Source organism: Burkholderia sp. IDO3, assembly GCF_003366075.1.
Classification (GTDB): Bacteria; Pseudomonadota; Gammaproteobacteria; order Burkholderiales; family Burkholderiaceae; genus Burkholderia; species Burkholderia anthina.
Genome location: NZ_CP028964.1, coordinates 257,545 through 281,963, shown reverse-complemented (window position 1 = coordinate 281,963; position 24,419 = coordinate 257,545). Strand labels below are relative to the sequence as shown.

The window sequence follows — 24,419 nt, the reverse complement described above, 5'->3', positions numbered from 1 at the left end:
CGATGGGCGCCAGCGGGCGCCCGGCGCGATGGCGTGCGATCGCGCTTTCAGGCGGAAGCGCCCGTGATCGCTTCCGTGTCGTCTTGCGCCGGCGCGGGCGTCTCGCCGGCATCGTCCGGCGGCGCGATGAGCGCCACCAGCATGTCGTGGTCGATCGATTCATGCTGCAGCAAGCTGCGCGCGATCCGCCCGAGCGCATCGCGGTGCTCGCCGAGCGTCGCCGCGACCCGCGCGTGGGCGTCCTCGAGCAGCGCGCGCACCTCTTCGTCGATCAGTTGCGCCGTGTGTTCGCTGCAGCGACCGTCGCCCGGCGTCCACACGCCCGGCGCCCCGCCCTGGAGCGCGCCGTCGTCGAGCGTCGCGAGGCCGACCTTTTCGCTCATCCCGTATTGCATGACCATGTGGCGCGCCAATGCGGTCGCCCGTTCGAGATCGTTCTGCGCGCCCGTCGACACGTCGCCGAACGCGATTTCCTCGGCCACCCTTCCGCCGAGCAACACGTCGAGCCGATCGAGCAGCTCGCTTCGGCGCAGCACGTAGCGGTCCTCCGTCGGCACCTGCTGCGTGTAACCGAGCGCCGCGATCCCGCGCGGGATGATCGACACCTTCTTCACCGGATCGCAATGCGCGCGGCTTTGCGCCACCAGCGCGTGACCCGATTCGTGGTACGCGATGGTCCGCTTCTCCTGTTCGTTCATCACGCGGCTCTTGCGCTCCATGCCGGTCATCGCGCGATCGATGGCTTCGTCGAAATCCTCCATCCCGATCGCCGGCTTGCCGAGTTCGGCCGCATGCAGCGCGGCCTCGTTGACGACGTTCGCGAGATCGGCACCGACGAATCCCGGCGTACGCTGCGCCAGCTCGGCCAGGTCCACGTCCGGCGCGAGCTTCACGCGCTTCGTATGCACGGCCAGGATCTGCTTGCGGCCGGTCAGGTCCGGCCGGTCGATCGCGATGTGCCGGTCGAACCGTCCGGGGCGCAAGAGCGCGGGATCCAGGATCTCCGGCCGGTTGGTCGCGGCCATGATGATGACGCCCGAATTGGCCTGAAAACCGTCCATCTCGACGAGCAGCTGGTTGAGCGTCTGCTCGCGTTCGTCGTTGCCCGACATCAGGCCGACACCGCGCGCCTTGCCGAGCGCATCGAGCTCGTCGATGAACACGATGCACGGCGCGCACTGCTGGGCCTGCTCGAACAGATCGCGCACGCGCGCCGCGCCGACGCCGACGAACATCTCGACGAACGCCGAGCCGCTGATCGTGAAGAACGGCACCGCGGCCTCGCCGGCGACCGCGCGGGCCAGCAGCGTCTTGCCGGTACCGGGCGCGCCGACGATCAGCACCCCCTTCGGAATCTTGCCGCCGAGCCGCTGATAACGTTCCGGATTGCGAAGAAATGCGACGATCTGCTGCAACTCGGCCTTCGCTTCGTCAATGCCCGCGATGTCGTCGAACGTGATGCCGGTTTCCTTCTGCATATACACGCGGGCCCGGCTCTTGCCCATACCGCTCAGATCCCTCATGCCGCCCGGCCGCCGCATCATGAAACTCCAGATCGCGACGAAACCGATCAACGGCAACGCCCATGTCGCGAGCGTCCCGATCCAGCCCGTATCCGCCGCGCCGCGGTAGCGAATCCCCGCCGTCGTCAGCGACGGGACCAGACTGTCGTCGCTCACGCGGTTCGTCGTGAAGCGCCACGGCGCGCCGGTCTTCTTCACCGCGGCCGCGTCGGAAGCAGGCAGCGCCGCGCCGGCTTCCGGCATGCGCAGCGTGCCCGAGATCGACGACGGGCCGATTTCCAGATCGTCGACGAGCCGGGCGTCCACCAGCCGGTGAAAGTCGCTGTACGAGATCGACGTCGTGGCCGGCTGATCCATCAGGAGCTGCACCGCGACCAGCGCCGCGAACGCAATCGGGATCAACAGCCCGGCGTAATCGAATGATTTTTTCATGGAGTAGGGCCCGCCCGACCGGCAACCGTGCGCTCACGCATCGTTGCGCGTCCAGTGCGCCCGCAGCTCGGCCGGCCGGTATGCGAACGGTTCATGGCGGCTTCTCCTGGCAGCAGACAGCCTGTGCAAGCCGCTCAGGCAACGGTCAGCCGGTCGACGACCTCCCGGACGCCCCTCACCGATCCCGCCGCACCGCACGCGGCACGCCGTTCGGCCAGCGAGGCGACCGTGCCCGTCAACGTGACGATGCCGTCGGCCGCTTCGATCGAAATTCCCGCGGATTCGCGCTGCGCGCGACGCGCGAGCGCTTCGGCGATCCGGGTGCCGACGTCCGGCACCGTGCGGTCGGCACGCACCTGGATGCGGTTCGCCACGCCGACGACGCCGATCATCCGGCTCACCATGGCTTCCGCCGCGCGGCTCTGGAACGCATGATCGACCTCGCCGTCGAGCGTCACGCAGCCGTGATCGACCTCGACGCGGATCGCGTGATCGCGCAACGCCTCCTGCCAGCCGAGCGCGAACGTGATGGCAACCGCCAGTTCCTGGTCCGCGCAGGCGTTCTCGGGCGGGGTCACGCTCAGTTCGAGCACCAGCGCGCGCGCGTCCGCGACGTGCAGCGCCGTTTTCTGCGCCTCGAGCTTCTGTGCCCAGCTGTCGACCGTGCCGCGCAACGTCACGATCCGGTCGCGGACATCGACGTCGATCCGACGCGCGTCGACCGCCGGATTCCAGAACAGCGCCTGCTCGACGTCCTGCTTGAGTGCTGCATCGGACTTCATGTCGGTCTCCCGGCGGCCGGTGCCGGTCGCGAAGCTTGCGATCGGATGCGTGCCGCACTGCAGCCAGCATCGCGCACGGCGACGTCGGCGGCTTGACGAGGATCAATCAACGGCGTGCCGGCACGAGGCATGTCGACCGTGCCGCGGCCGATTTTGCCCGTTGATACAGATCAACGGCGCGTCCGCGCGCAACGCGATCATGACGACAGGCGGAGCGACAACCCCGCCCCCGGGAGACCGTCATGATCCGCAAACAGTATCGAATCGTTCTTGCGACGCTCAGCGTGTTCATCGCGATTGCATCGCTGGTCGGCATCGTGCACGGGATGCTGTTCGACGAGCGGGTGTTCAGGTACGCGATCGTCACGCTGATCTCGAGCATCCTCGCGTTCGTCGTGCTGCTGAATCCCGGCGCGGGCGACCGCCCGTGACACGCGCGACACCGCCGCCCTCGCCACCATGAACGGCATCCTGAGACTCGCGTTCAAGCTGCTCGTCAACGACAGCGCGAAATTCACCGCGCTGACCGTCGGCATCACGTTCTCGGTACTGCTGATGATCGAGATGACGTCGCTGTTCGCCGGCATCCTGAACAAGTCGTCGGCGTCGGTCATCAATATCGGCGCGAAGGTCTGGGTGATGGACCCGGCCGTGAAGACGATCGCGAACAGCATCGGCATGCCCGACTACGTGCTCGATGCGGTGCGCAGCATCGACGGCGTCAAGTACGCGGTGCCGCTCTACTCCGGCGCCGCGCTCGTGAAGCTGCGCTCCGGCACCTACCAGGCCGTGACGGTCGTCGGCCTCGACGACGCGAGCCTGCTCGGCCGCCCGACGATGCTGCAGGGCCGCATCGAGGACATCTACGCGGAGAACGGCTTCATCGCGATCCAGGATCCCGAGTTTCCGAAGCTCGAGAATCCGGCCGTTGGCACCGATTTCGAACTGAACGATCATCGCGGCGTGATCGTCGGCATCGCGAAGGTCGCCGCGAGCGGCCTGTTCGGCACACCGACGCTCTACACCACGTACGCCCGCGCGATCCGGTACATCCCGTCGCCGCGCTTCACGACGTCTTACATCCTCGTCGAGCCGAAGTCGGATGCGGACATCGCACACATCCAGGCAGTGGTGAATGCGCTCGGCTATCGCGCGTACACGCGCGACGAATTCATCGCGCAGATCTCGCGCTTCTACAAGTACGAGACCGGGCTCGGCACCAACATCATGCTGATGACGATCATCAGCTTCATCATCGGGCTGTCGATCTCGGGCCAGACGTTCTACGCGTTCATCCTCGAGAACCTGGACAAGTTCGGCGCGCTGAAGGCGATCGGCGCGAAGCGCCACGAGCTGGTCGCGATGATCCTGTTCCAGGCGACCTTCACCGCGCTGACGGGCTACGGCATCGGCGTCGGGCTGTGCGTGCTGATGATCAGTCTCGCGAAACTGCAGATTCCCGACTACGCGGCGCTCATCACGTTCGGCAACCTGTCCCTCGCGTTCGGCATGGTGGTCGTGATCGCGACGATCTCGAGCTATCTCGGCGTGCGGCGCGTGCTGCGCATCGAGCCGTTCGACATCTTCCGGGGATGACGATGGCCGGCATCGCGATCGACGCCCGCGGCGTCAGCAAATGGTTCGGCGAAGGCGATGCGCGCACGCAGGCATTGCGCGACGTGTCGATGCAGGCGAACTTCGGCGAGATGCTGCTGATCGTCGGCCCGTCCGGCAGCGGCAAGACGACGCTGCTCAGCGTGATCTCGGGCATCCTGCGCCCGGAATCCGGCTCGGTGGCGATCGACGGCGTCGACCTGTGGGCGCAGCCGAACGACGCGATCGCCGACTTCCGGCTGAACCGGATCGGCTTCGTGTTCCAGGACTATCACCTGTTCCCGCGGCTCACGACCGCGGAGAACGTCGCGATCCCGCTGATCCTGAAGCGCCGGCCGTGGGATGACGCGATGAAGGAGGCGCTCGTCTATCTCGACGTCGTCGGGCTCAAGAACCGCGCGCAACTGCCGCCCGTCAAGCTGTCCGGCGGCGAACAGCAGCGCGTCGCGATCGCGCGCGCGATCGTCAGCCAGCCCGACCTGCTGATCCTCGACGAGCCGACCGCGTCGCTCGACGGCGACACGGGCCGCATGATCATCGACTTCGTCAAGCACAAGGTGCTGAACGACACGCGCTGCATCGTGATCGTCACGCACGACGCGCGGATCTTCGAATACGCGGACCGCATCCTGCGCATGGAAGACGGCCAGCTCAACGGAATCGAGCGCGGAGGTGCGCGATGAAACACCGGCTCGTGTTCGTGGCGGCCCTGCTCGGCTTCCTGGCAAGCCTCGTGGCCGCCTGGGTTTACAGTCGTCAGGAACCGCCGCAGCCGCCGGTATTCAAGCCGGCCGCCAATCCGTACGCGCGCGGCGTCTATGCGAACGGGATCGTGGAGAGCGAGCAGCCGGCCGGCGCGAACGTGAACGTCTATCCGGACGTGTCGGGCGCGGTGACGCGCATTCTCGTGCACGACGGCGACCCGGTGAAGGCCGGCGACGCGCTGCTGACGATCGACGACTCGGTGCAGCGCGCCACCGCCGCCCAGCTCGCGGCACAGGCGGACGCGGCAGACGCGCTGCTCGACGAACTGAAGGCGCAGCCGCGTCGCGAGGTGCTCGACGTGGCCAGCGCGCAGACGACGGCCGCGCAGGCGAGCCTGAAGCTCGCGCAGGATCAGTACGACAAGCAGCGGCACGCGTACGACATCGATCCGAAAGCCGTCAGCCGCGACGCGCTCGACACGGCCGCGAACGCGGTGCGCGTCGCGGCGGCCAACCTGGACGTCGTGACGCGGCAGTATCGTCTGACCAAAGCCGGCGCATGGCGCTACGACGTGCGCAACCAGGAAGCGCAGGCCATCGCGCTGCGGCGCGCGGCCGACGCGGCGGCCGCGCTGCTCGCCCGCTACACGCTGCGCGCGCCCGCCGACGGCACGGTCCTGGCGATGAATGCAGCCGTCGGGTCCTACCTGACCTCGCAGGGGCTGTACGACACCTACACGCAGGGCAACGCGCCCGTCGCGGTGCTCGGCACGCCGGTCGACCGCCTGCAGGTGCGCTGCTACATCGACGAAATCCTGATCCATCAGTTGCCCGACCTCCATGCGCTGAAGGCGCACATGTTCGTGCGCGGCACGTCGGTCGAGGCCGATCTCCAGTTCGTCCGCGTGCAGCCGTACGTCACGCCGAAGATCGAGCTGTCCGACCAGCGCACCGAGCGTGTCGACGTGCGCGTGCTGCCGGTCATTTTCCGTATCGTGCCGAACAGGAATGTGCGGCTGTTTCCCGGGCAGATCGTCGATGTGTACGTCGCAGGCAAATAACGGCATCCATCGCGCGCATGCACCGCGCCGCCGGGCGGGTGCGCTGGTCATCGCCGCGCTGCTCGCGGGATGCACGGTCGGGCCGGACTTCGTCCCGCCGCCCGCGCCGCGCGTCGCCCGCTTCGTGCCGCCCGGCGATCCGCGCGCGGCGGCCGGCCCCTGGCGCGGCGACGGCCGGACGCAGGCATTGTCGGCGGATACGGCGCTCACGCGCGACTGGTGGACGCGCTTCGGCAGCCGCGCGATCGACGCGACCGTCGACGAAGCCCTGACCGGCAGCCCGACGCTCGATCTCGCCGAAGCGACGCTGCGGCGCAGCGAACACGCACTGCGGGCCGGCCAGGGCATCTTCTTCCCGCAGATGGATGCGCAGGCCGGTGCGGCGCGCCAGCGTGATGCGCCGCTGCGCACGGGCCAGGCATTGCCGGCATCGATCTTCAACCTGTTCACGCTGTCCGCGACGGTCAGCTATACGCTCGATCTGTGGGGCGGCGAACGGCGCCAGGTCGAAGCGCTGGCGGCCGGCGTCGACGCGCAGCGCCAGGCGCTGGCGGGCGCCTACCTGATGCTGACCGCCAACGTCGTCAACACGATGGTCGCGCGCGCCGCCTATCGCGACGAGACCGCGGCCACGCGCGAAATGATCGCCCTGCTCGACGAGCAGATTCGTCTGACGCACGCGCAGGTGACGGCCGGCGCAGCGGCCTACGTCGCGGTGCTGACGCTGGAATCGCAGCGGGCGTCGCTCGAGGCGGCCCTGCCCGCGCTCGACCAGAAGCGCGCGCAGGCCGACGACCTGCTTGCGCTATTGGCCGGCCGCTACCCGGTCGACTGGCAGACACCGGACCTGTCGCTCGATGGCATCGCGCTGCCCGCCAGCCTGCCCGATACGGCGCCGTCGTCGCTGGTGCGCCGCCGGCCCGACATCCTGCAGGCGCAAGCCCAGTTGCACGTGGCCGGCGCGCAGGTCGGCGTCGCGACGGCCGCGCTCTACCCGAACCTCACGCTGTCCGCATCGGGCGGATTCGACAGCATCGTCGCCGGCCAGCTCTTCGCGCCGGCCGGCCGCGCGTGGAGTGCCGGCGCCGGGCTGACCGCGCCGCTGTTTCACGGCGGCACGCTGCTGAACCAGCGGCGCGCCGCGCAAGATGCGTACGACGAAGCCGATGCGAGCTACCGGCAGGTCGTCCTGTCGGCGTTCTCGCAGGTGGCCGACACGTTGCGCGCGCTCGCCAACGACGCGACGGCGCTCGACGCGCAGGCCCGCGCGATGGCCGCGGCCCGCGATGCGCTGAAGCTGACGCAGGCCGGCTACGATGCGGGCATCGCGGGCTACGTCCAGTTGCTGGTCGCGGACGTGCAATACCATCAGGCGCGGATTGCGTGGCTGCAGGCCGTCGCGCAGCGCCTGCAGGACACGGTCGCGTTCTACGTCGCGCTCGGCGGCGGCTGGGGCGACGCGGGCTGACGTGCGAGCTGACGACCGGGCTGACAAACAGGCTGACAAATAGACTGACAAACGGGCCGACAAGCGCGCCGCGCGGGCATTCCGCCGCGTTCAGCCCGTTTGCGCGACGATGCCGGGCCGCTACCAGGGCGGCAGTTCCGCCCAGCCGAGCGGGCCGTAGACGGTGCCGCCGGCGGCCTCGATCTTCTCGACGAACGCGGCAAGCGTCGTCCCGGCCGGAACGGTCAGCGTCATCGCGTCGACGAAATCCTCGCTGCGCAGCCACGGCACCGCACCGCGGTTGATCTGCTGGACGCTCCATGCCTGCCCGTGCCGCCCGGCCTCGGGCGGCAACAGGCGCGGCGCATCGAACGCAACCCGGAGCAACTGCGCGCGCGAATCGCCGTACGGCGGTTTCGCGGCGTTCTGGTACGGCACGTCCGCCCAGCGCTCGCCGCATTGCTCGTCGAGCGGCAAGCAGGTAAACCACGCCCACGGCGAGCGGACGAAACACAGCCGGTAGAGCGGCCCGGCCCCATCCAGATTGGCGATCAACGTCATGATGAGTGCATCCCGAAAGGCTCGTGAAACCGATACGCATCGCGCGCAAGGCTTGCGCGGATAACGGGGTCACGACACGACACCGCAGATACCGCAGGCGCGCACGCCATCACTATTCTGCCACCGCCGGGGCCGAAGGTTGATCGTCGTCAAGCCGCGTGCCGTCCGCGCATCTTGCCCGGCGCGCAGGGATATCCCGCAAATCATGATTTCGGTCAACCGCCCCACGCGCATTCGGGATGTAATCGATTCACTGCTCTCTCGACTCCCGGTGAGGCGATCCATGAAACTGACTTTTCTCGGTGCGACCGAAACCGTGACCGGCTCGAAGTATCTGGTCGAGCATGGCGGCCGGCGCGTCCTTGTCGACTGCGGCCTGTTCCAGGGCACGAAGAACCTGCGGCTGCGCAACTGGCGTCCGCTGCCGCTCGCGCCCGACACGCTGGACGCGGTCGTGCTCACGCACGCGCATATCGATCACACCGGCTATCTCCCGTTGCTCGTGCGCGAAGGGTATCGCGGCCCGGTGTACTGCACGGCGGCCACGGCCGAACTCTGCGACATCATGCTGCGCGACAGCGCGCGGCTGCAGGAAGAGGAAGCCGACTTCGCGAACCGGCACGGCTATTCGAAGCACCATCCCGCGCAGCCGCTTTACACGCTGGACGACGCGCAGCGCGCGCTGCACCTGCTGAAGCCCGTCGCGTTCGACGAATGCACCGCGCTGGGTGGCGGGCTGGCGTTTCGCCTGCTGCCGGCCGGGCACATTCTGGGCGCGGCGAGCGTCGTGATGCACTGGGATCACAAGGTGCTCGCGTTCTCCGGCGACCTCGGCCGCTATCACGACCCGATCCTGCAGCCACCGCAGCCGCCCGCGCATGCGGATTACCTGGTGGTCGAATCGACGTACGGCGACCGCCTGCATCCGGTGTCGGATCCCGAGAACGAACTGGCCGCACTGTTCGACAGGACCTTCGCGCGCGGCGGGGTCGTCGTGATGCCCTGCTTCACCGTCGGCCGCGCACAGGAAATCCTGCACTACATCGCGCGGCTGAAGGCATCCGGCCGCATGGCGCGCGTCCCGGTATTCCTCGACAGCCCGATGGCGACGGATGTGACCGAGATCTATCGCCACCATATCCTCGAACACCGGCTGACCGTGTCCGAAGCGAACGCGCTCGGCCACGCGGCGACGATGATCCGGTCGGTCGAGCAGTCGAAAGCGATCGCCGAACATCATGGCCCGATGGTCATCATCGCCGGCAGCGGGATGGCGACCGGCGGGCGCGTGCTGCATCACCTCAGCCGCTACGCGCCCGATGCGCGCAACACGGTCGCGCTGGTCGGCTATCAGGCCGCCGGCACGCGCGGGGCGGCGCTTGCCGCACACGAGCCGACGCTGAAGATTCACGGCGAGTACGTCCGCGTGCGCGCGCAGGTCGAATCGATCACGGCGCTGTCGGCCCATGCCGACTACGAAGAGATTCTCAAGTGGCTCGGCACGATGCAGTGCGCGCCCGTGCGGACCTTCATCACGCACGGCGAACCCGCCGCCGCGGATGCATTGCGCCGGCGTATTTCGGAGACCCTGCATTGGCCGTGCGAGGTGCCGACTTACGAGCAGTGCGTCGATCTGGACGCAGTCGAAGCCGGCGGCACGCAGGCGCCTGCCGCGCTGTCGTCCTGACGAACCTGACGGACCTGGCGGCGCTGCCGGCGAAAACACAGGCCGCGCGTGACGACGGGCAGCAGACGATCCCGATTCCCGTCACGCGCGGCCGTGCAATCAGCCGACTTCGATGATCACCTTCAACGCATGGGTCTGCGCGGCGCGCCCGAACGTGTCGTACGCGCCTTCCACGTCGTCGAGCGAGAACCGGTGCGTGATCAGGCGCGTCGGATCGATGCGCCCGGCGCGCACGGTCTTCAGCAGCATCGGCGTGCTGACCGTGTCGACGAGCCGCGTCGTGATCGAGATGTTGCGATCCCACAGTTTCTCGAGGTGCAGGTCGGCCTTGACGCCATGTACGCCGACGTTCGCAACCACGCCGCCCGGTGCGACGAGCGACGTGCACATCTCGAACGTCGCCGGAATGCCGACCGCCTCGATCGCGCAATCCACGCCGACGCCGTCGGTCAGCTTCATCACTTCCGCCACCGGGTCGCCGTCGCGGCCGTCGAAGCAGTCGGTCGCGCCGAAGTGCCGGGCGATCTCGAGCCGGTTGCTGTCCGGGTCGATCATGATGATCCGCGCGGGCGAGTAGAACTGCGCGGTCAGCAACGCGGCCAGCCCGATCGGCCCCGCTCCGACGATCGCGACCGAGCATCCCGGCTGCACCTTGCCGTTCAGCACGCCGCATTCGAATCCGGTCGGCAGGATGTCGGACAGCATCACGAGCGCGTCCTCGTCCGCGTCCGGCGGAATCCGGTACAGGCTGGTCTGCGCATGCGGGATGCGCACGTACTCGGCTTGCGTGCCGTCGATCCGGTTGCCGAGAATCCAGCCGCCGGTCGTGCAATGCGAATACAGCCCGCGACGGCAGTACTCGCAGCGGCCGCACGACGAAATGCACGAAATCAGCACGGGATCGCCCGGCTTCAGCGAGTCGACCGCGGCGCCGACCTGCTCGACGATGCCCACGCCTTCATGGCCGAGAATGCGACCGGGTTCGCACGTCGGCACGTCGCCCTTGAGGATGTGCAGGTCGGTGCCGCAGATCGTCGTGCGCGTCACCCTGACGATCGCGTCGGTGGGCGACTGCAGTTCCGGTTTGGGCCGCTGTTCGAGCGCCTTGCGCCCGGGGCCGTGGTAAACGAGTGCTTTCATCGCTGCTCCTCCATCGAAAGGATGGCCTGTTGGTTGGTCAACGCCGGCGCATGCCGAGCCTGCACCAGCAATGCTGCGAGCGCGCAGGACGCGACCCGGACGGCAACGCCGTCGGCGCGGCTCGTCAGCACGATCGGCACGCGCGCCCCCACGACGATACCCGCGTTCGCGGCACCGCCCAGGTATTCGAGTTGCTTCGCGAGCATGTTGCCCGCTTCGATATCGGGAACGACCAGGATGTCGGCGCGGCCGGCCACCGACGAATCGATCCCCTTGTCGCGCGCGGCCCGCTGCGATATCGCGTTGTCGAACGCGAGCGGGCCGTCGACGACCGCCCCGGTGAGCTGCGCGCGCTCGGCCATCTTCGCGAGGGCCGCCGCGTCGAGCGTCGAACGCATCGCCGGATTGACCGTCTCGACCGCGCACAGCACCGCCACGCGCGGGCAGCCAACGCCCAGCGCATGCGCGACGTCGATCGCGTTCTGCGTGATGGCCGCCTTCTGCGCAAGATCCGGTGCGATGTTCACGGCCGCGTCGGTCAGGATGAACGGCCGCGGATACGCCGGCGACTCGATCAGGAAACAGTGGGACATGCGCTTGTCCGTGCGCAGGCCCGATCCGGCGGCGACGACCGCGCCCATCAGCTCGTCCGTATGCAGGCTGCCCTTCATCAGCGCGCCGGCGCGGCCGGACGCCGCGAGCGCCACCGCGCGCGCCGCCGCCGCGTGACTGTGCGGCACGTCGTCGATCGTCCACTTCGCCAGATCGACGCCCGCGTCGCCCGCCACGCGCAGCACCTTCGCGCGCGGCGCGACGATCAGCGGCTCGATCGATGCGCCCAGCGGCGACGCGGCGATGGCGGCCAGCGCGACGAGGCTGGCCGCATCGCACGGATGCACGACGGCGACGGTGAGCGGCGGCGCGTTGCGTGCACGCGCGATCAGCTCGGGCGGCGTGCCGTCCGCCCGCGGCAACAGCCCGGGCAGGCACGCGCCGTCCGGCGTATCTCGATGCAGGTCGCCGTTCATGTTTCGAGCACGTAGGTGCCGGGCGCCGCGCCGAAACCGGCGGCCGGCACACGGGCCGGCACGTCGCCCGACGAATGCGCGTGCAACCAGTCGCGCCAGCAGGTCCACCACGATCCGTCGACCACGCTCGTGTCGCTCACGAAGTCATGCCGGCTCCGGTAAGGCGCGCCGGGCTCGCGCGTCGCGCAGCGATAGTGGCGTCCCGGATGCCCGGGCTCGGACACGATGCCGGCATTGTGGCCGCCGGACGTCAGCACGAACGTCAGCGCGTGGTGCGTGAGCAGATGGAGCTTGTAGACGGAACGCCAGGGCGACACGTGATCGCGCTCGGTGCCGACCACGAACGTCGGCACGTCGATATCCGACAGCGCGACCGGCCGCCCGTCGACGCAATAGCGGCCCGCCGCGAGATCGTTGTCGAGAAAGAGCCGCGTCAGGTACTCCGTATGCATCCGGTACGGCATGCGCGTGGTGTCCGCATTCCACGACATCAGGTCGTTCGGCTTCGTGCGCTTGCCGAGCAGGTATTCGCTCATCATCCGCGACCAGATCAGGTCGCGCGCGTTCAGCAGTTCGAATGCGGCGGACATCTGCGCGCCGTCCAGGTAGCCCTGCCGCCACATCAGCGCATCGAGCGCGGACAGTTCGCTGGCGTCGATGAAGAGACCCAGTTCGCCGGGTTCGCTGAAATCGGTCTGGGCGGCCAGCAGCGTGACGGAGCGCAATGCGTCGTGCTGGCGGCCGTCGCGCGCGAGCGCCGCCGCGCCGATCGCCAGCAGCGTGCCGCCGAGGCAATAGCCGACCGCATGAACGGCTTCGCCGCAGATCGACCGGGCCGCATCGAGCGCCGCCATGCAGCCGTCACGCAGATAATCGTCGAGGCCGAGCGCGCGCGCCTCCGCGCCCGGATTGCGCCACGACACCGCAAACACCGTGTAGCCGGCATCGACCAGGAAGCGGATCAGCGAATCGTGCGGCTGCAGATCCAGGATGTAGTACTTCATGATCCACGACGGCACGATCAGGATCGGCTCGCGTGCCACGTCGGCCGTCGTCGGGTCGTATTGCAGCAGCTCGCACAGCGCGTTGCGCCATACGACGCGGCCCGGCGTGATCGCCACGTCGCGCCCCGGCAGATAGGTGCGCGCATCGCGGGCCCGCGTGCCGTTCGCGCGCTCGAGCCACGCGGTCGCATCGTCCTGCCAGTGCCGCAAGCCCGCCGCGAGATTCGCGCCGCCGCTGCGCATCGTCGCGTCGAGCACGACCGGGTTGGTCGCCAGGAAATTGCCTGGCGAGCATGCGTCGAGCCACTGTCGCGCGGCGAATCCGACCAGTTCCTCGTGGTGCCGTTCGACACCCGGCACGCCGCGCGTCGCGTCGCGCCACCAGCGCTGGATCGACAGGAAGCCGTCGCGATACGCTCGATACGGCCATCCGGCCCAAACGGGCGCGGCGAAGCGCGGATCGGCCTGTCCCGCGTGCACGGCCAGGCCGCTCGTGTCCGCGGCGCCGGCCTCGCCGTCGCCCTGGTTTGCCGCCGGTACAAAAGCAGCCAGCCACGCCTGCGTCGCGAGCTCGAAGCATTTTCCCGGCGACACCGCCAGATGCGCGCCCCAGTCGAGCATGGCCAGTGCAAGCGATACGGGTGACAGCCCGAAGGTCATCGCGGCTACGTTCGCGTGCGCCGCGCGGTTCCATTGCTCGGCGGGTGTCGTATCGGCTTGCGCACATTCGATCGCGCCCGACGCCGGTTCTCCGGTATCCGGCGGCCGTATCGATTCGCGCCCGACCGGCGCGCGCATGGCAGGTGCGTTCATCTCATGTGCATCCCGCCGTTGACGTCGAATTCCGCACCGGTCGCGAAAGCCCCCGCGTCGGAGCACAGGAACGCGACGAGCGCGGCGATTTCGTCGGGATCGCCCAGCCGGCCGACCGGAATCTGCGGCAGGATCTTCGTATCGAGCACCGTCTTCGGCACCGACTCGAGCATCGCGGTGGCCAGGTAGCCGGGCGCGACCGTGTTGACCGTCACGCCGTGGCGCGCGAGTTCGAGCGCCAGCACCTTCGTGAAGCCATGGATGCCGGCCTTCGCCGCCGCATAGTTCGCCTGCCCGTATGCGCCGCGCGAACCGTTCACCGAGCCGATGTTCACGATCCGCCCGAAGCCGGCTTCGACCATTCCCGGCACGAACGGCTTCGTCATGTTGAACATGCCGTCGAGATTGGTGCGCAATACCGCATCCCACATGCTCTTGGTCATCTTCACGAAGGTGGCGTCGTGCGTGATGCCGGCATTGTTGACGAGCACGTCGACGCGCCCGAACTCGGCCAGCACGCGCGCCGCGCAATGCTCGCACGAATCGAAGTCGGCAACGTCGACCTCGAACGCATGGAAGGTCCGCCCCGCCTCGCGTTCGCGCGTGAGCCACGTCGCGACGTGGTCGTTGCGTTCCGTATGCGACACCGCCACCGTCATGCCGGCATCGTGCAGGCGGCGGCTGATCGCGGCGCCGAGCCCGCCCATTCCGCCGGTGACGAACGCGACACGCTCAGCGCACATGATCGCTCTCCCGTACGCCGGCGATGCCGTTCAAGGGCCGGGCGGAAACCGGCGATGCGTCATGCGCGCCGGCCGCGTCCTCGATCCCGCGCTCCAGTGCCGCCATCCACTCGGCCCACGGCATGCTGGCCTCGTTGACCACGGCCAGTCGTCCCAGATCGGGCAGCCAGTCGGTCTGATAACGCGATAGCGCACCCGCGCCGTATTCGCGCAACCAGCTACGCCACGTGCCGGCGCTCTCGTATTGCGCCCGCATGCACATCTCGGTGGCATCCTGCCAGATCGCGAGGCTCGCGATCGCATGGTCGCGCATCACCTGCTGCGTTGCCTCGCCGAAGGCCGTCCACGCTTGCGTTTGCGCAAGCGACTGCTGCAGCCGGCGCACCGTGTCGCGGTCCTGCTCGATGCGTCGCCCGGCCAGTGCATGCCATTCATGCTGCCAGTCGCGGTTCAGCGCGACCATGCGCAACGCGAGATCGCAGCCCGCGCGGCAAACGTCGTTCGGTGTCGTCAAAGCGTACGTGCTCATCGGCTTCCCTCTTTCGATCCGGTCAATGGGTTGACATCCCGCGTCGTGCCGCACGCCCCGCATCGGCATCGCGACCGTTTCACTGTGCGGCCACGGCGCACGCGGGCCGTTGATCTGGGTCAAGCGCGCGGAAAGCCTGCTTCGTAGACTGGATTGCACTGGCGGATCACCCGTCGATGGAGCGATTCCGATGAGCTACAAAAGCATGGTCGTGCACCTCGATACGAGCGCCCGCGCGCATTCGCGGCTCGAGTTCGCGTTGCGTCTCGCCCGGCGCTTCGGTGCCCATCTGACGGGCCTCTTCGCGGTCTACACGCCGGAACCGAATTCGTTCTACGTGATGGCCGGGTCCGCCGATTATTTCCGCGCGCACCGCGAACAGCGCGACGAACGGATGGCCGCGCTGGAACGCCTGTTCCATGCGGAAACCACTCGCGCGAAAGTGCCCGCCACGTGGGTTCACGCGGACGAGCGCGCCAATGCGGCCGTGCTGCGCGCCGCACGTCTTGCCGACCTGGTGATCGCCGGGCAAAGCGACCCGAACGATCCCGAGACCTATATCGACGACCAGTTTCCGGAGAGCCTCGTGTTGTCCGCCGGCCGCCCGGTGCTGTTCCTGCCGTATACGGGGGAATTCCCGTCGGTCGGCGAACGGGTGTTCGTCGCGTGGGACGGCAGCCGGGAGGCCACGCGCGCCGCGCACGATGCGATTCCCTTTCTCGAACATGCGAAGCGCACGACGGTCGCCGCCGTGGTCGACGGCGATTCGCAAGCGGCGACCCTGCGCATTCCGGCCGCCGATGCCGCGTTGATGCTGGCGCGCCATGCACACGACGTGACCGTGCTCGATATCGACACCGGCGCCGGTGCGGCGGTCGGCGACACGTTGCTGTCACGCGCCTATGAAACGGGTTCCGACCTGCTCGTGATGGGCGCCTACGGCCATCCGCGCTGGCGCGAGCTGGTGATGGGCGGCGCCACGCGCACGGTGCTGGCGTCGATGACGATGCCGGTGCTGATGTCGCACTGAACCGGCGATGCGTACGCTCGCGCTCCTCGTCGTCAACGCCGGTTCGTCGAGCGTCAAGTTCGCGGTCTTCGCGTACCCGCCGCACGGCGATCCCGAGCGGCGGCCGCTGCACGAAGGCGAAGCGGTCGAGACCGGCAACGGCGTGACGATCCGCTTCGATGCGGAACCGGACGGTGTGTTGCCGAGGGTTGCCGGCGATCCGTACCGTGCCGTGCTCGCACGGATCGCGACGTGGATTCGCGAGCAGTTGCCGCACATCGCGCTGGGCGCGATCGCGCATCGCGTCGTGCACGGCGGCGCGCGGTACGTGGAACCGGTGGCCGTCGACGATGCCGTGCTGAATGCGCTGCGCACGTTGACGCCGCTGGCGCCGCTGCATCAGCCGCACAGCCTGGACGCGATCGACGCGCTGCGCGACGCGTTCCCCGACGTCCCGCAAATCGCCGTGTTCGACACGGCGTTTCATCGCACGCTGCCGCGTGTCGAGCAACTGCTGCCGTTGCCGCATGCCTGGTTCGACCGGGGCGTGCGTCGCTACGGGTTCCATGGCCTGTCGTACGAATACCTCGCCGTCGCGCTCGACGAGTCGTTCGGCGCACGCGCGCACGGCCGCGTGATCGCCGCGCACCTCGGCAGCGGCGCGAGCCTGTGCGCGCTGCGCGAGCGCCGCAGCGTCGCGACGACGATGGGCTTCTCGGCACTCGACGGATTGATGATGAGCACGCGCTGCGGGACGCTCGATCCCGGCGTCGTCCTGCACCTGCTCGAGGCCGGGCAATTGTCGGGCGACGCACTCGGGCACCTGCTCTATCACGAGTCGGGGCTCAAGGGCGTCTCCGGTGCGTCGGGCGATCCGCGTGTCCTGCTCGCGTGCGAAGCGGCCGGCGACGCGCAGGCCCGCGATGCGCTCGCACTGTACGTCCATCGCATCGTGCGCGAAGCGGGTGCGCTTGCCGCGCTGCTCGGCGGCCTCGACATGCTGGTCTTCACGGCCGGCATCGGCGAACACTCGGCGCCATTGCGCGAGCGGATCTGCGCGTCGCTCGGCTGGCTCGGCATCGCGCTCGACCCGGGCGCGAATGCCGCCCACGCGCACGTCGTGTCGTCTGCGTCGAGCGCGGTCACGGTGGTCGTCGAACCGACCAACGAAGCATGGGTCGCGGCGCGCGCCGCGGTACGCGTGCTTCGCGGCAATCGGGACGCTTGATCCAGATCAGCGCGGGCGGCGCGCATGCGCCGAAGATGATTCCATCGCCATCCGTTCAAGGGAAACGCCATGTACTCGAACATTCTGGTTGCGCTCGACGGCAGCGATACGTCGTCCCGCGCACTCGACGCCGCGCTGAACCTCGCGTCGGAGACGGGTGCGCGGCTGACCCCCGTCTATGTCGTCGATTTCCTGGTGCCGGCCTACGACACGTACGGCTACGATCCGTCGATCCTGATCGATGCATTCCGGGAGGAGGGGCTGCGCGTCACGGAGGACGCCGCGAAACGCATGAAGGCACACGGCGTGACCGGCACGCCGCAGATCTCCAATGTCGCGCCGGCGGGCGAAGACATTGCGCAACGGATCGTCGCGCTCGCCGACGAGATCGACGCCGACCTGATCGTGATGGGCACGCACGGCCGGCGCGGTTTTCGTCGCCTCGTCCTCGGCAGCGTGGCCGAACGCGTGCTGCGCCATGCCACGCGCCCGGTCCTGATGATTCCGGCGGGTTGTGCGTCGACGGCATCCGCCGGAACCCCTGCCGCATCGACCGAAAAGGAACCGTCATGAGCTACAAGACCCTGCTCGTCCATCTCGACGACAGCGCGCGCTGCGCGACGCGCGTCGAGCTCGCGCTCGAACTCGCGGGACGCTGGAACGCGCATCTGACCGGCCTCTACGTGGTCTGCCAGGATCTGTTCGAACCGTTGCGACGCCCTGACGAACCGCTGAAGCTGGCCGTCTACGAACGCCTGTGCGACCAGCGGCGCCAGGAAGCCGAGGAGCGGTTCCTGGCGGCCGCCGAGCGCGCGGGACGCAACAACGTCGAGTGGCAGGCGCCGACCGGCGACGCGACGGCCGCCGCGATCCTGCATGCGCGCCACGCCGACCTGCTGGTGCTCGGCCAGGAGGATCCGGACGACCGCATGACCTACGTGGCCCGCCATTTCGTCGAGGACGTCGTGATGGGCAGCGGACGGCCGGCGCTCGTCGTGCCCTACGCGGGCGACGTGCGAACGCTCGGCGAGAACGTGCTGATCGGCTGGGACGGCGGACGCGAAGCCGCTCGCGCGATGGCCGACGCACTGCCGCTGCTCGCCCGCGCGCGCTTCGTCAACGTCGAGACGGTCACCCGCGGGCATCCGGATCCGGACAGGACGCCGGCGGGCGTCGACGTCGCCGCGTATCTCGAACGGCACGGCATTCGCGCATCGTTCTCCGCCACGCCGCGCGATCGGTCGGTGAGCGTGGGCGCGACGCTGCTGAACCGGGTGACCGACCTGCATGCGGATCTGCTGGTGATGGGGCTGTACAGTCATGCCCGCATGCACGAACGCGTGCTGGGCGGTGCCACGCGCACGATCCTCGAGACGATGACGGTGCCGGTCCTGCTGTCTCACTGAGTGAGCGCGTGAAAGCGGGTAGCCGCATCCGGCTGCCCGCCTCCCGTCACGACCGTCACAACACGCCGGCGCACGCACCCGGCCCCTCCCGTACGACCAGCACCGGCCGGTCCGCGATGCGCACCAGCGATTCGGCGACGCTGCCGAGCACCGCCCGGCGCACGCCGCGACGGCCATGCGTGCCCATCACGATCAGGTCCGCGTCGCATTCGGCGGCGGCGCGCGCCAGCACCTCCGCAACGTCCTCGCCATACGCGTCGATCGTTTGCGCGATGCCGCGCACGCCGGACAGCTGAAACGCCGTTTCCGCGTCCGAGACCGCGATCGCGGCCTTGTCCGCGTCCAGTCCGCCCGGCGCGTACTGGTCGATATAGCCGCTGTCCACATCGGCCAGCCGCAGCGCGTCCGATACCACGCACATGGCGATGACCAGGCTGCCCGCATCGCGGGCGAGCGAAATCGCCTCGTCGAGCGCGAGCCGCGCACTGCGGCTGCCATCGAGTGCCGCGAAGATCCTTTGGTACATGACGCCTCCCTGCTGTCGTCCGGGTTCGATCGGCCGGTCCAGCCAGTCTGCTCCCGGCGGGCACCTTTCCGTTGATGCCGGTCAAGCGTGCGACGCGCCGCCCGTCCGCACCGGTCCCGATTGGCGAACGCCGGCAAAGCGGGCACAATTTCAGGCGACATCGCAGTTCCGGCCTGCCCCGCTTTTCGTGCCCCGCGCCCGGCCCGCCGCCAGCCAGCCGCCGGCGCAATCCGTCAGGATGAACGGCAATGACAGTGAATGCGCCCCCCTTCAAGGCCGGGCCGGTTCCGCACCGGACGCGCCCCGCCCGCCATGCAGCCGCGGCCGCGCTGCTGACGCTGGCGCTGGGTCTGGCCGCAACGTTTGCGGCGTCCCGGTCGCTGCAGAACGCGGCCCGGCAAGCCGCCCAGGCCCGGTTCGAGCAAACCGCGACGCTCGCGACCGCCGACCTCAGGCGCAGCCTCCTCGGCGCGGCCGCCATCTTGCGCGGCGCGCGCGGCTTCGCGTCGGCACTGGCCGCGCCGCAATCCGGCGCGGCGTGGCGCGGCTATCTCGCCAGTCTCGATCTGGACGGATTGCAATCCCCAGTCCGCGGCCTCGGAAGAATCGAACCGGGCGCCGCCATCGGCGATCTGTCGACCCGGCAGGCACTGCGGCGCGCAGCGGAAACCGGCAAGGTCGCGCTGGCCGCGAACGCGCTCCAGGACGGCACCGATGCGACGCTCGCCCGGACGGCACTGACGCTGTACTTGCCGATTGATGCGAACGCCGAAGACGGGCCGTTGTCCGGGCCCCGGCACGCGAGCGCGACCGGATACGTCTATGCGTCGCTGAATCCCGATCGTCTCGTCGATGCGTCCGTGCTCGGCCGGCTTCACATGGAAATCGTCGCCGACGATCCGGCGGCGCCCGTGTATTCCGGCGGCTTCGGCGGCGGCGATGACGCCGACGTCCGCGATACGTTCAGGCGAACCGACTCGCTGACGTTCGGCGGCACGCCGCTCACGCTGCGCTACGGCGCACCGCGCGCCGCCCTGTCCGGCGCCGCGACGGCCGTGCTGCCGGCCGGCATCGCGCTGTCGCTGACGCTGGCCGCGCTCGTGCTGCAGATCGCCGCGAAGCGCGCGCGCGCCGGTACGACACACGCCAGCGACACCCCGCCCGGCGATGACCGGATGATGGCCATCATCCGGTCATCGATGGAGGCCATCATGACCGTCGACGAACGCCAGACGATCGTGATCTTCAATCCGGCCGCCGAACGCGTGTTCGGCGTCTCGGCGATGGACGCGATCGGTGCGCCGCTCGCCCGCTTCATCCCCGAGCGCTTCCGCGCCGCGCATGCGGCGCACGTCGAGCAATTCGGCGTGACCGGCGTGTCGGAGCGGCAGATGGGGCGGCAACGCGTGCTGTTCGGCTTGCGCGGCGACGGCACCGAGTTTCCGATCGAGGCGTCGATCTCGCAGATCCGCGACGGCGCCGGCAAGCTGTATACGGTCATGCTGCGCGACGTCACCGAGCGGGTGCGCGCCGAAAACGCGCTCAAGCAGTCGCGCGAGGAGCTGCGCGAGCTGTCCGCCAACCTGCAGAACGTGCGGGAGGAAGAAAAAACGCGCATCGCCCGCGAGCTGCACGACGACCTCGGCCAGCAGCTCACCGCGCTCAAGATGGATCTCTCCGCCGTCGAGCTGGGGCTCGCGGGCGTCGTCGTCCCCAACACCGGCGTGCGCGAGCAGTTGGGCGGCATGCATCGCCTGATCGATTCGACCGTCGCGTCGGTCCGGCGCATCGCGGCCGATCTGCGGCCCGTGATGCTCGACGACCTGGGCCTCGTCCCGGCGATCGAATGGCTGGCGAACGATTTCACGCGCCGTTACCGGATCACGGTCGAGCGCGACCTCGCCCCCGTCGATGCCGCGCTCACCAGCGCCGGCGCAACCACGCTGTTCCGCATCGTGCAGGAGGCGCTGACCAACGTCGCGCGGCACGCGGACGCGACGAACGTGAAGCTCGCGCTGAAAATCGAAGACGGCTACTGCATGCTGCGCATCGCCGACAACGGTCACGGCGCGCCCGCCCCCCGCCGCGACGCGCACGATCGCCCGTCGTTCGGCCTGATCGGCATCCGCGAGCGCGCGCACATGCTCGACGGGACGGTGACGATCGACAACCGGCCGGGAGCGGGATTCACGATCACCGTGGCGCTGCCGCTTCACGCCATCCAGCAAGGAGACGTGCTGTCATGATCAGGGTACTCATCGCCGACGACCACGCACTCGTCAGGGACGGCCTGCGGCACATCCTGCAGAACGCAAGCGGTTTCGACGTCGTCGGCGAAGCGCAGGACAGCGCGTCGACGATCGCGCTCGTGCGCGGCAAGGACGCGAACGTGCTCGTGCTCGACCTGTCGATGCCCGGCCGAAACGGCGTCGAGCTCATCAAGCAGATCAAGGACGAGAAGCCCGCCTTGCAGATCCTCGTGCTGACGATGCATGCCGAACAGCAATATGCGGTGCGCGCGTTCCGCGCGGGCGCGTCCGGCTACATGACCAAGGAAAGCGCCAGCGCCGAACTGGTCGCCGCGCTGACCAAAATCGCGGCCGGCGGCGTCTATGTCAGCCTGACGATGGCCGAGCAATTCGCGCAGAGCCTGAACGAGCCGACCGATCTCCTGCCGCACCAGCGCCTGTCCGACCGCGAGTTCGACGTCTTCCGCCGCGTGACGTCCGGCGAGCCGATTTCCGAAATCGCGCAGGCGCTCTGCGTCAGCGTCAAGACCGTCAGCACGTACAAGACGCGGATCCTCGAGAAGATGCAGATGCCGAACGACACGGCGCTCGTGCGCTACGCGATGCGCCACAAGCTGTTCGACGACCCGGACGAGCTCTGACGGCGGCAAGGCCGCCGGCTGCCGTCGCGTTGCCGCGGCATGCGCTCCCCGCCCGCAACACGCGCGACAAGACGCCGCACCGCTGTAGGAATCGGCCTACAGCGCTTCCACCTCACCTACCGCATCTTCAATTCCGGCTGATTTTCTTGACGCCGCGCAACGTCCATACTGCACCTCAAGAAAAACAACCCAGCGTGCCTCCCGGAGCAAAGGCAGCATCACCGTCGAGACCGGCGTACCGGTCTCCCGGCCCGTCCGGCGCGGCGTTTCCATCAGGAAGGCGGCAACCACCCAGGCCGCCGGTACAACGGCCAGCGCGATCCCGCCTGACGGCGAACCGTCGCTGCCCCCCGAACTGGAGCCGATCATGCAGAGCAATGCCGATGTCTCGACGACCATGCCGTTACGCCCGTTCATCCCGCTGCATTCCGTCGCGCCGGTGGACCAGCCGAAGCGCGCCGCGTCCCGCTGTTCGACGTGCGCACTACGCAGCGTGTGCATGCCGTCCGATCTTTCTCCTGACGATTTCGCGCGCGTCGACGCGATGATCTGCACGACGCGCCACGTCAGGCGCGGCGAAACGCTGTTTCGCGCGGGCGACACGTTCAACAGCATCTATGCGGTGAGAACCGGGTCGTTCAAGACCATCGTGATGCATCGCGACGGCGACGAGCAGATCACCGGCTTCCAGATCGTCGGCGAGTCGCTCGGGCTCGACGGCGTGTACACCGGACGCCACAACGGCGACGCCATCGCGCTCGAGGACAGCACGGTCTGCATCATCCCGTTCGGCCAGCTCGAGCAGATGTGCCGCGAAGTGCGGCCGATGCAGCACCACGTGTATCAGATGATGGGCGGCGAAATCGTGCGCGAGTCCTCCCAGATGCTGCTGCTCGGCACGATGACGGCCGAGCAGCGCGTGGCCGCGTTCCTGCTGAATCTTTCCGCGCGCTTCAAGGCGCGCGGTTACTCGGCCGCCGAATTCGTGCTGCGGATGACGCGCGACGAGATCGGCGAATATCTCGGGATGAAGCTCGAAACGGTCAGCCGCATGCTGTCGAAGTTCCAGCACAAGGGGCTCGTCGCGGCGCAAGGCAAGCAGATCCGGATCGTCGATCCGGACGGCCTCCGGCAGATCTGAGCGCGCCGCCGATGCGGCGCGCGGATCAACCGCGCGTGTCCAGCACGGCGGCGCCCGACACGCGCCCGCCGCGCAAATCGTCGAGTGCGCGGTTCGCATCGGTCAGCGCATAGCGCACCGTCTCGACCCGCAGCGGCATCGCGGCGGCGATCCGCATGAATTCGACGGCATCCGCACGCGTCAGGTTGGCCACCGACGCGATGCGGCGCTCGCCCCATAGCCATGCGTACGGAAAGCCCGGGATGTCGCTCATGTGAATGCCGCCGCACACGACGATCCCGCCTTTGTCGACCGCACGGAGTGCGGCCGGCACCAGGGCGCCCACCGGCGCGAAGATCAGCGCGGCGTCGAGGGGCTCGGGCGGCGCTTCGTCGCTGCCGCCGGCCCATGCCGCGCCCAGCGACAGCGCGAACTGCTGCGCCACCGTATCGCCAGGCCTGGTCAGCGCAAACACCTTGCGTCCCTCGCCGTGCGCGACCTGCGCGACGAGATGGGCCGCCGCGCCGAAACCGTAGATGCCGAGGCGGCGAGCGTCGCCCGCCATCCGCAAGGTGCGATAGCCGATCAGCCCGGCGCACAGCAGCGGCGCGGCTTCCGGATCGGCATAACGCCGCGGCAGATGCACGCAATACCGATGATCGGCAACGGCGCACTCGGCATAGCCGCCGTCGACCGTGTAGCCGGTGAATCGCGGGTCGTCGCACAGATTCTCGCGACCGGACATGCAATACGCGCACTGCCCGCACGTCGCGCCCAGCCACGGAACGCCCACCCGGTCGCCAACCGCGAAGCCCGTCACGCCTTCGCCCAGCCGGCGCACCGTGCCGACGATTTCGTGTCCGGGAATCAGCGGCAGCTTCGGGTGCGCGAGCTCGCCGTCGACGACGTGGAGATCGGTTCGGCATACGCCGCATGCGTGTACGTCGATCAGTAGCTGCCCCGCCGCGGGCGATGGGGCCGGCACGTGCGCTTCGCGCAGGTGCGGTGTCGTGCCGTCAAACATCATCGCAAGCATGTTCGCCTCCTCGCGCGATCGTCGCCGCACGCCGTGCATTCCAAGGCTAGTCATTGCGCGTCGCGCGCGCACCACGGCGTGCCGGACGCTTGATGTGGGTCAACGGCCGCCGGACGGTTGCTGACACGATGAAGTG

The 24,419-nt window shown here is 68.8% G+C and carries 24 protein-coding genes; 13 read left to right on the top strand and 11 right to left on the bottom strand.

Features of this window, described 5'->3' with window-relative positions:
- Positions 1-47: 47 nt before the first annotated feature.
- Together ftsH and DCN14_RS32955 are read right to left on the bottom strand one after the other, a co-directional pair.
- Complete coding sequence (ftsH, locus tag DCN14_RS32960; RefSeq protein WP_096505933.1) at positions 48-1,955, bottom strand: ATP-dependent zinc metalloprotease FtsH; 1,908 nt, start codon at positions 1,953-1,955, stop codon at positions 48-50.
- A gap of 134 nt (positions 1,956-2,089) precedes the next feature.
- Positions 2,090-2,737 carry a BON domain-containing protein gene (locus DCN14_RS32955; RefSeq protein WP_096505931.1) on the bottom strand — a complete coding sequence of 216 codons (648 nt, stop codon included), beginning with the start codon at positions 2,735-2,737 and terminating at the stop codon, positions 2,090-2,092.
- Between the two features lie 242 nt (positions 2,738-2,979).
- Here DCN14_RS32955 and DCN14_RS32950 point away from each other — a divergent pair, with 242 nt between their 5' ends.
- Genes DCN14_RS32950 through DCN14_RS32930 form a run of 5 tightly spaced genes read left to right on the top strand, consistent with a single transcriptional unit; the run spans position 2,980 to position 7,584 of the window.
- Positions 2,980-3,168, top strand: a complete 189-nt coding sequence (locus DCN14_RS32950) for a DUF2964 family protein (RefSeq protein ID WP_096505929.1) — start codon at positions 2,980-2,982, stop codon at positions 3,166-3,168.
- Between the two features lie 28 nt (positions 3,169-3,196).
- The gene (locus DCN14_RS32945; protein WP_096505927.1) at positions 3,197-4,333 is read left to right on the top strand and encodes an ABC transporter permease; all 1,137 of its coding nucleotides are present in this window, start codon (positions 3,197-3,199) and stop codon (positions 4,331-4,333) included.
- Positions 4,330-5,034, top strand: a complete 705-nt coding sequence (locus DCN14_RS32940) for an ABC transporter ATP-binding protein (RefSeq protein WP_172441909.1) — start codon at positions 4,330-4,332, stop codon at positions 5,032-5,034. Before DCN14_RS32945 ends, DCN14_RS32940 begins: the two co-directional genes overlap by 4 nt.
- Positions 5,031-6,116 (top strand): biotin/lipoyl-binding protein, encoded by a 1,086-nt coding sequence (locus DCN14_RS32935; RefSeq protein WP_096505923.1) that lies wholly within the window; start codon positions 5,031-5,033, stop codon positions 6,114-6,116. Before DCN14_RS32940 ends, DCN14_RS32935 begins: the two co-directional genes overlap by 4 nt.
- Complete coding sequence (locus DCN14_RS32930; protein ID WP_096505921.1) at positions 6,094-7,584, top strand: efflux transporter outer membrane subunit; 1,491 nt, start codon at positions 6,094-6,096, stop codon at positions 7,582-7,584. Before DCN14_RS32935 ends, DCN14_RS32930 begins: the two co-directional genes overlap by 23 nt.
- Positions 7,585-7,704: 120 nt before the next feature.
- Here the strand turns inward: DCN14_RS32930 and DCN14_RS32925 are convergent, their stop codons facing one another.
- Positions 7,705-8,124 carry a hypothetical protein gene (locus DCN14_RS32925; RefSeq protein ID WP_096505919.1) on the bottom strand — a complete coding sequence of 140 codons (420 nt, stop codon included), beginning with the start codon at positions 8,122-8,124 and terminating at the stop codon, positions 7,705-7,707.
- A 283-nt stretch (positions 8,125-8,407) separates the two neighbouring features.
- Here DCN14_RS32925 and DCN14_RS32920 point away from each other — a divergent pair, with 283 nt between their 5' ends.
- Positions 8,408-9,811, top strand: a complete 1,404-nt coding sequence (locus DCN14_RS32920; RefSeq protein WP_096505917.1) for an MBL fold metallo-hydrolase — start codon at positions 8,408-8,410, stop codon at positions 9,809-9,811.
- A 99-nt stretch (positions 9,812-9,910) separates the two neighbouring features.
- On the opposite strand, the gene DCN14_RS32915 is transcribed toward DCN14_RS32920, so the two are convergent.
- Genes DCN14_RS32915 through DCN14_RS32895 form a run of 5 tightly spaced genes read right to left on the bottom strand, consistent with a single transcriptional unit; the run spans position 9,911 to position 15,068 of the window.
- Positions 9,911-10,951: a zinc-dependent alcohol dehydrogenase family protein gene (locus DCN14_RS32915; RefSeq protein WP_096505915.1), complete on the bottom strand. Its 1,041-nt coding sequence runs from the start codon at positions 10,949-10,951 to the stop codon at positions 9,911-9,913.
- Positions 10,948-11,979 carry a bifunctional enoyl-CoA hydratase/phosphate acetyltransferase gene (locus DCN14_RS32910; RefSeq protein WP_096505913.1) on the bottom strand — a complete coding sequence of 344 codons (1,032 nt, stop codon included), beginning with the start codon at positions 11,977-11,979 and terminating at the stop codon, positions 10,948-10,950. The genes DCN14_RS32915 and DCN14_RS32910 overlap by 4 nt, the downstream gene beginning before the upstream one ends.
- The gene (locus DCN14_RS32905; RefSeq protein WP_096505911.1) at positions 11,976-13,796 is read right to left on the bottom strand and encodes an alpha/beta fold hydrolase; all 1,821 of its coding nucleotides are present in this window, start codon (positions 13,794-13,796) and stop codon (positions 11,976-11,978) included. Before DCN14_RS32905 ends, DCN14_RS32910 begins: the two co-directional genes overlap by 4 nt.
- Positions 13,793-14,539: a beta-ketoacyl-ACP reductase gene (locus DCN14_RS32900; protein ID WP_096505909.1), complete on the bottom strand. Its 747-nt coding sequence runs from the start codon at positions 14,537-14,539 to the stop codon at positions 13,793-13,795. The genes DCN14_RS32905 and DCN14_RS32900 overlap by 4 nt, the downstream gene beginning before the upstream one ends.
- The gene (locus DCN14_RS32895) at positions 14,529-15,068 is read right to left on the bottom strand and encodes a hypothetical protein (RefSeq protein ID WP_096505907.1); all 540 of its coding nucleotides are present in this window, start codon (positions 15,066-15,068) and stop codon (positions 14,529-14,531) included. The genes DCN14_RS32900 and DCN14_RS32895 overlap by 11 nt, the downstream gene beginning before the upstream one ends.
- 190 nt (positions 15,069-15,258) lie before the next feature.
- Here DCN14_RS32895 and DCN14_RS32890 point away from each other — a divergent pair, with 190 nt between their 5' ends.
- The 4 genes from DCN14_RS32890 to DCN14_RS32875 all read left to right on the top strand — a co-directional run bounded on the left by DCN14_RS32890 (position 15,259) and on the right by DCN14_RS32875 (position 18,711).
- Positions 15,259-16,098 carry a universal stress protein gene (locus tag DCN14_RS32890; RefSeq protein WP_096505905.1) on the top strand — a complete coding sequence of 280 codons (840 nt, stop codon included), beginning with the start codon at positions 15,259-15,261 and terminating at the stop codon, positions 16,096-16,098.
- Between the two features lie 7 nt (positions 16,099-16,105).
- A complete protein-coding gene (locus tag DCN14_RS32885; protein WP_096505903.1) occupies positions 16,106-17,305 on the top strand; it encodes an acetate/propionate family kinase in 1,200 nt (399 codons plus the stop codon).
- A 69-nt stretch (positions 17,306-17,374) separates the two neighbouring features.
- Positions 17,375-17,878: a universal stress protein gene (locus DCN14_RS32880; protein WP_096505901.1), complete on the top strand. Its 504-nt coding sequence runs from the start codon at positions 17,375-17,377 to the stop codon at positions 17,876-17,878.
- Positions 17,875-18,711: a universal stress protein gene (locus DCN14_RS32875; protein WP_096505898.1), complete on the top strand. Its 837-nt coding sequence runs from the start codon at positions 17,875-17,877 to the stop codon at positions 18,709-18,711. The genes DCN14_RS32880 and DCN14_RS32875 overlap by 4 nt, the downstream gene beginning before the upstream one ends.
- A gap of 55 nt (positions 18,712-18,766) precedes the next feature.
- Here DCN14_RS32875 and DCN14_RS32870 read toward each other — a convergent pair whose 3' ends face one another.
- Positions 18,767-19,237 (bottom strand): universal stress protein, encoded by a 471-nt coding sequence (locus DCN14_RS32870; RefSeq protein ID WP_096505896.1) that lies wholly within the window; start codon positions 19,235-19,237, stop codon positions 18,767-18,769.
- A 248-nt stretch (positions 19,238-19,485) separates the two neighbouring features.
- Between DCN14_RS32870 and DCN14_RS32865 the strand changes: the two genes are divergently transcribed.
- Entirely contained in the window at positions 19,486-21,483 is a 1,998-nt protein-coding gene (locus DCN14_RS32865) for a PAS domain S-box protein (RefSeq protein ID WP_096505894.1), read from the top strand.
- Positions 21,480-22,127, top strand: coding sequence for a response regulator transcription factor (locus DCN14_RS32860; protein WP_096505892.1), 648 nt, complete (start codon positions 21,480-21,482; stop codon positions 22,125-22,127). The genes DCN14_RS32865 and DCN14_RS32860 overlap by 4 nt, the downstream gene beginning before the upstream one ends.
- Before the next feature lie 96 nt (positions 22,128-22,223).
- Here the strand turns inward: DCN14_RS32860 and DCN14_RS32855 are convergent, their stop codons facing one another.
- Positions 22,224-22,628, bottom strand: a complete 405-nt coding sequence (locus tag DCN14_RS32855; protein WP_240327510.1) for a hypothetical protein — start codon at positions 22,626-22,628, stop codon at positions 22,224-22,226.
- Here DCN14_RS32855 and DCN14_RS32850 point away from each other — a divergent pair.
- A complete protein-coding gene (locus tag DCN14_RS32850) occupies positions 22,525-23,268 on the top strand; it encodes a helix-turn-helix domain-containing protein (protein WP_240327502.1) in 744 nt (247 codons plus the stop codon). The two genes, DCN14_RS32855 and DCN14_RS32850, sit on opposite strands and share 104 nt — an antisense overlap.
- A gap of 25 nt (positions 23,269-23,293) precedes the next feature.
- Here the strand turns inward: DCN14_RS32850 and DCN14_RS32845 are convergent, their stop codons facing one another.
- Complete coding sequence (locus tag DCN14_RS32845; protein WP_096506103.1) at positions 23,294-24,283, bottom strand: zinc-dependent alcohol dehydrogenase family protein; 990 nt, start codon at positions 24,281-24,283, stop codon at positions 23,294-23,296.
- Between the last annotated feature and the right edge of the window lie 136 nt (positions 24,284-24,419).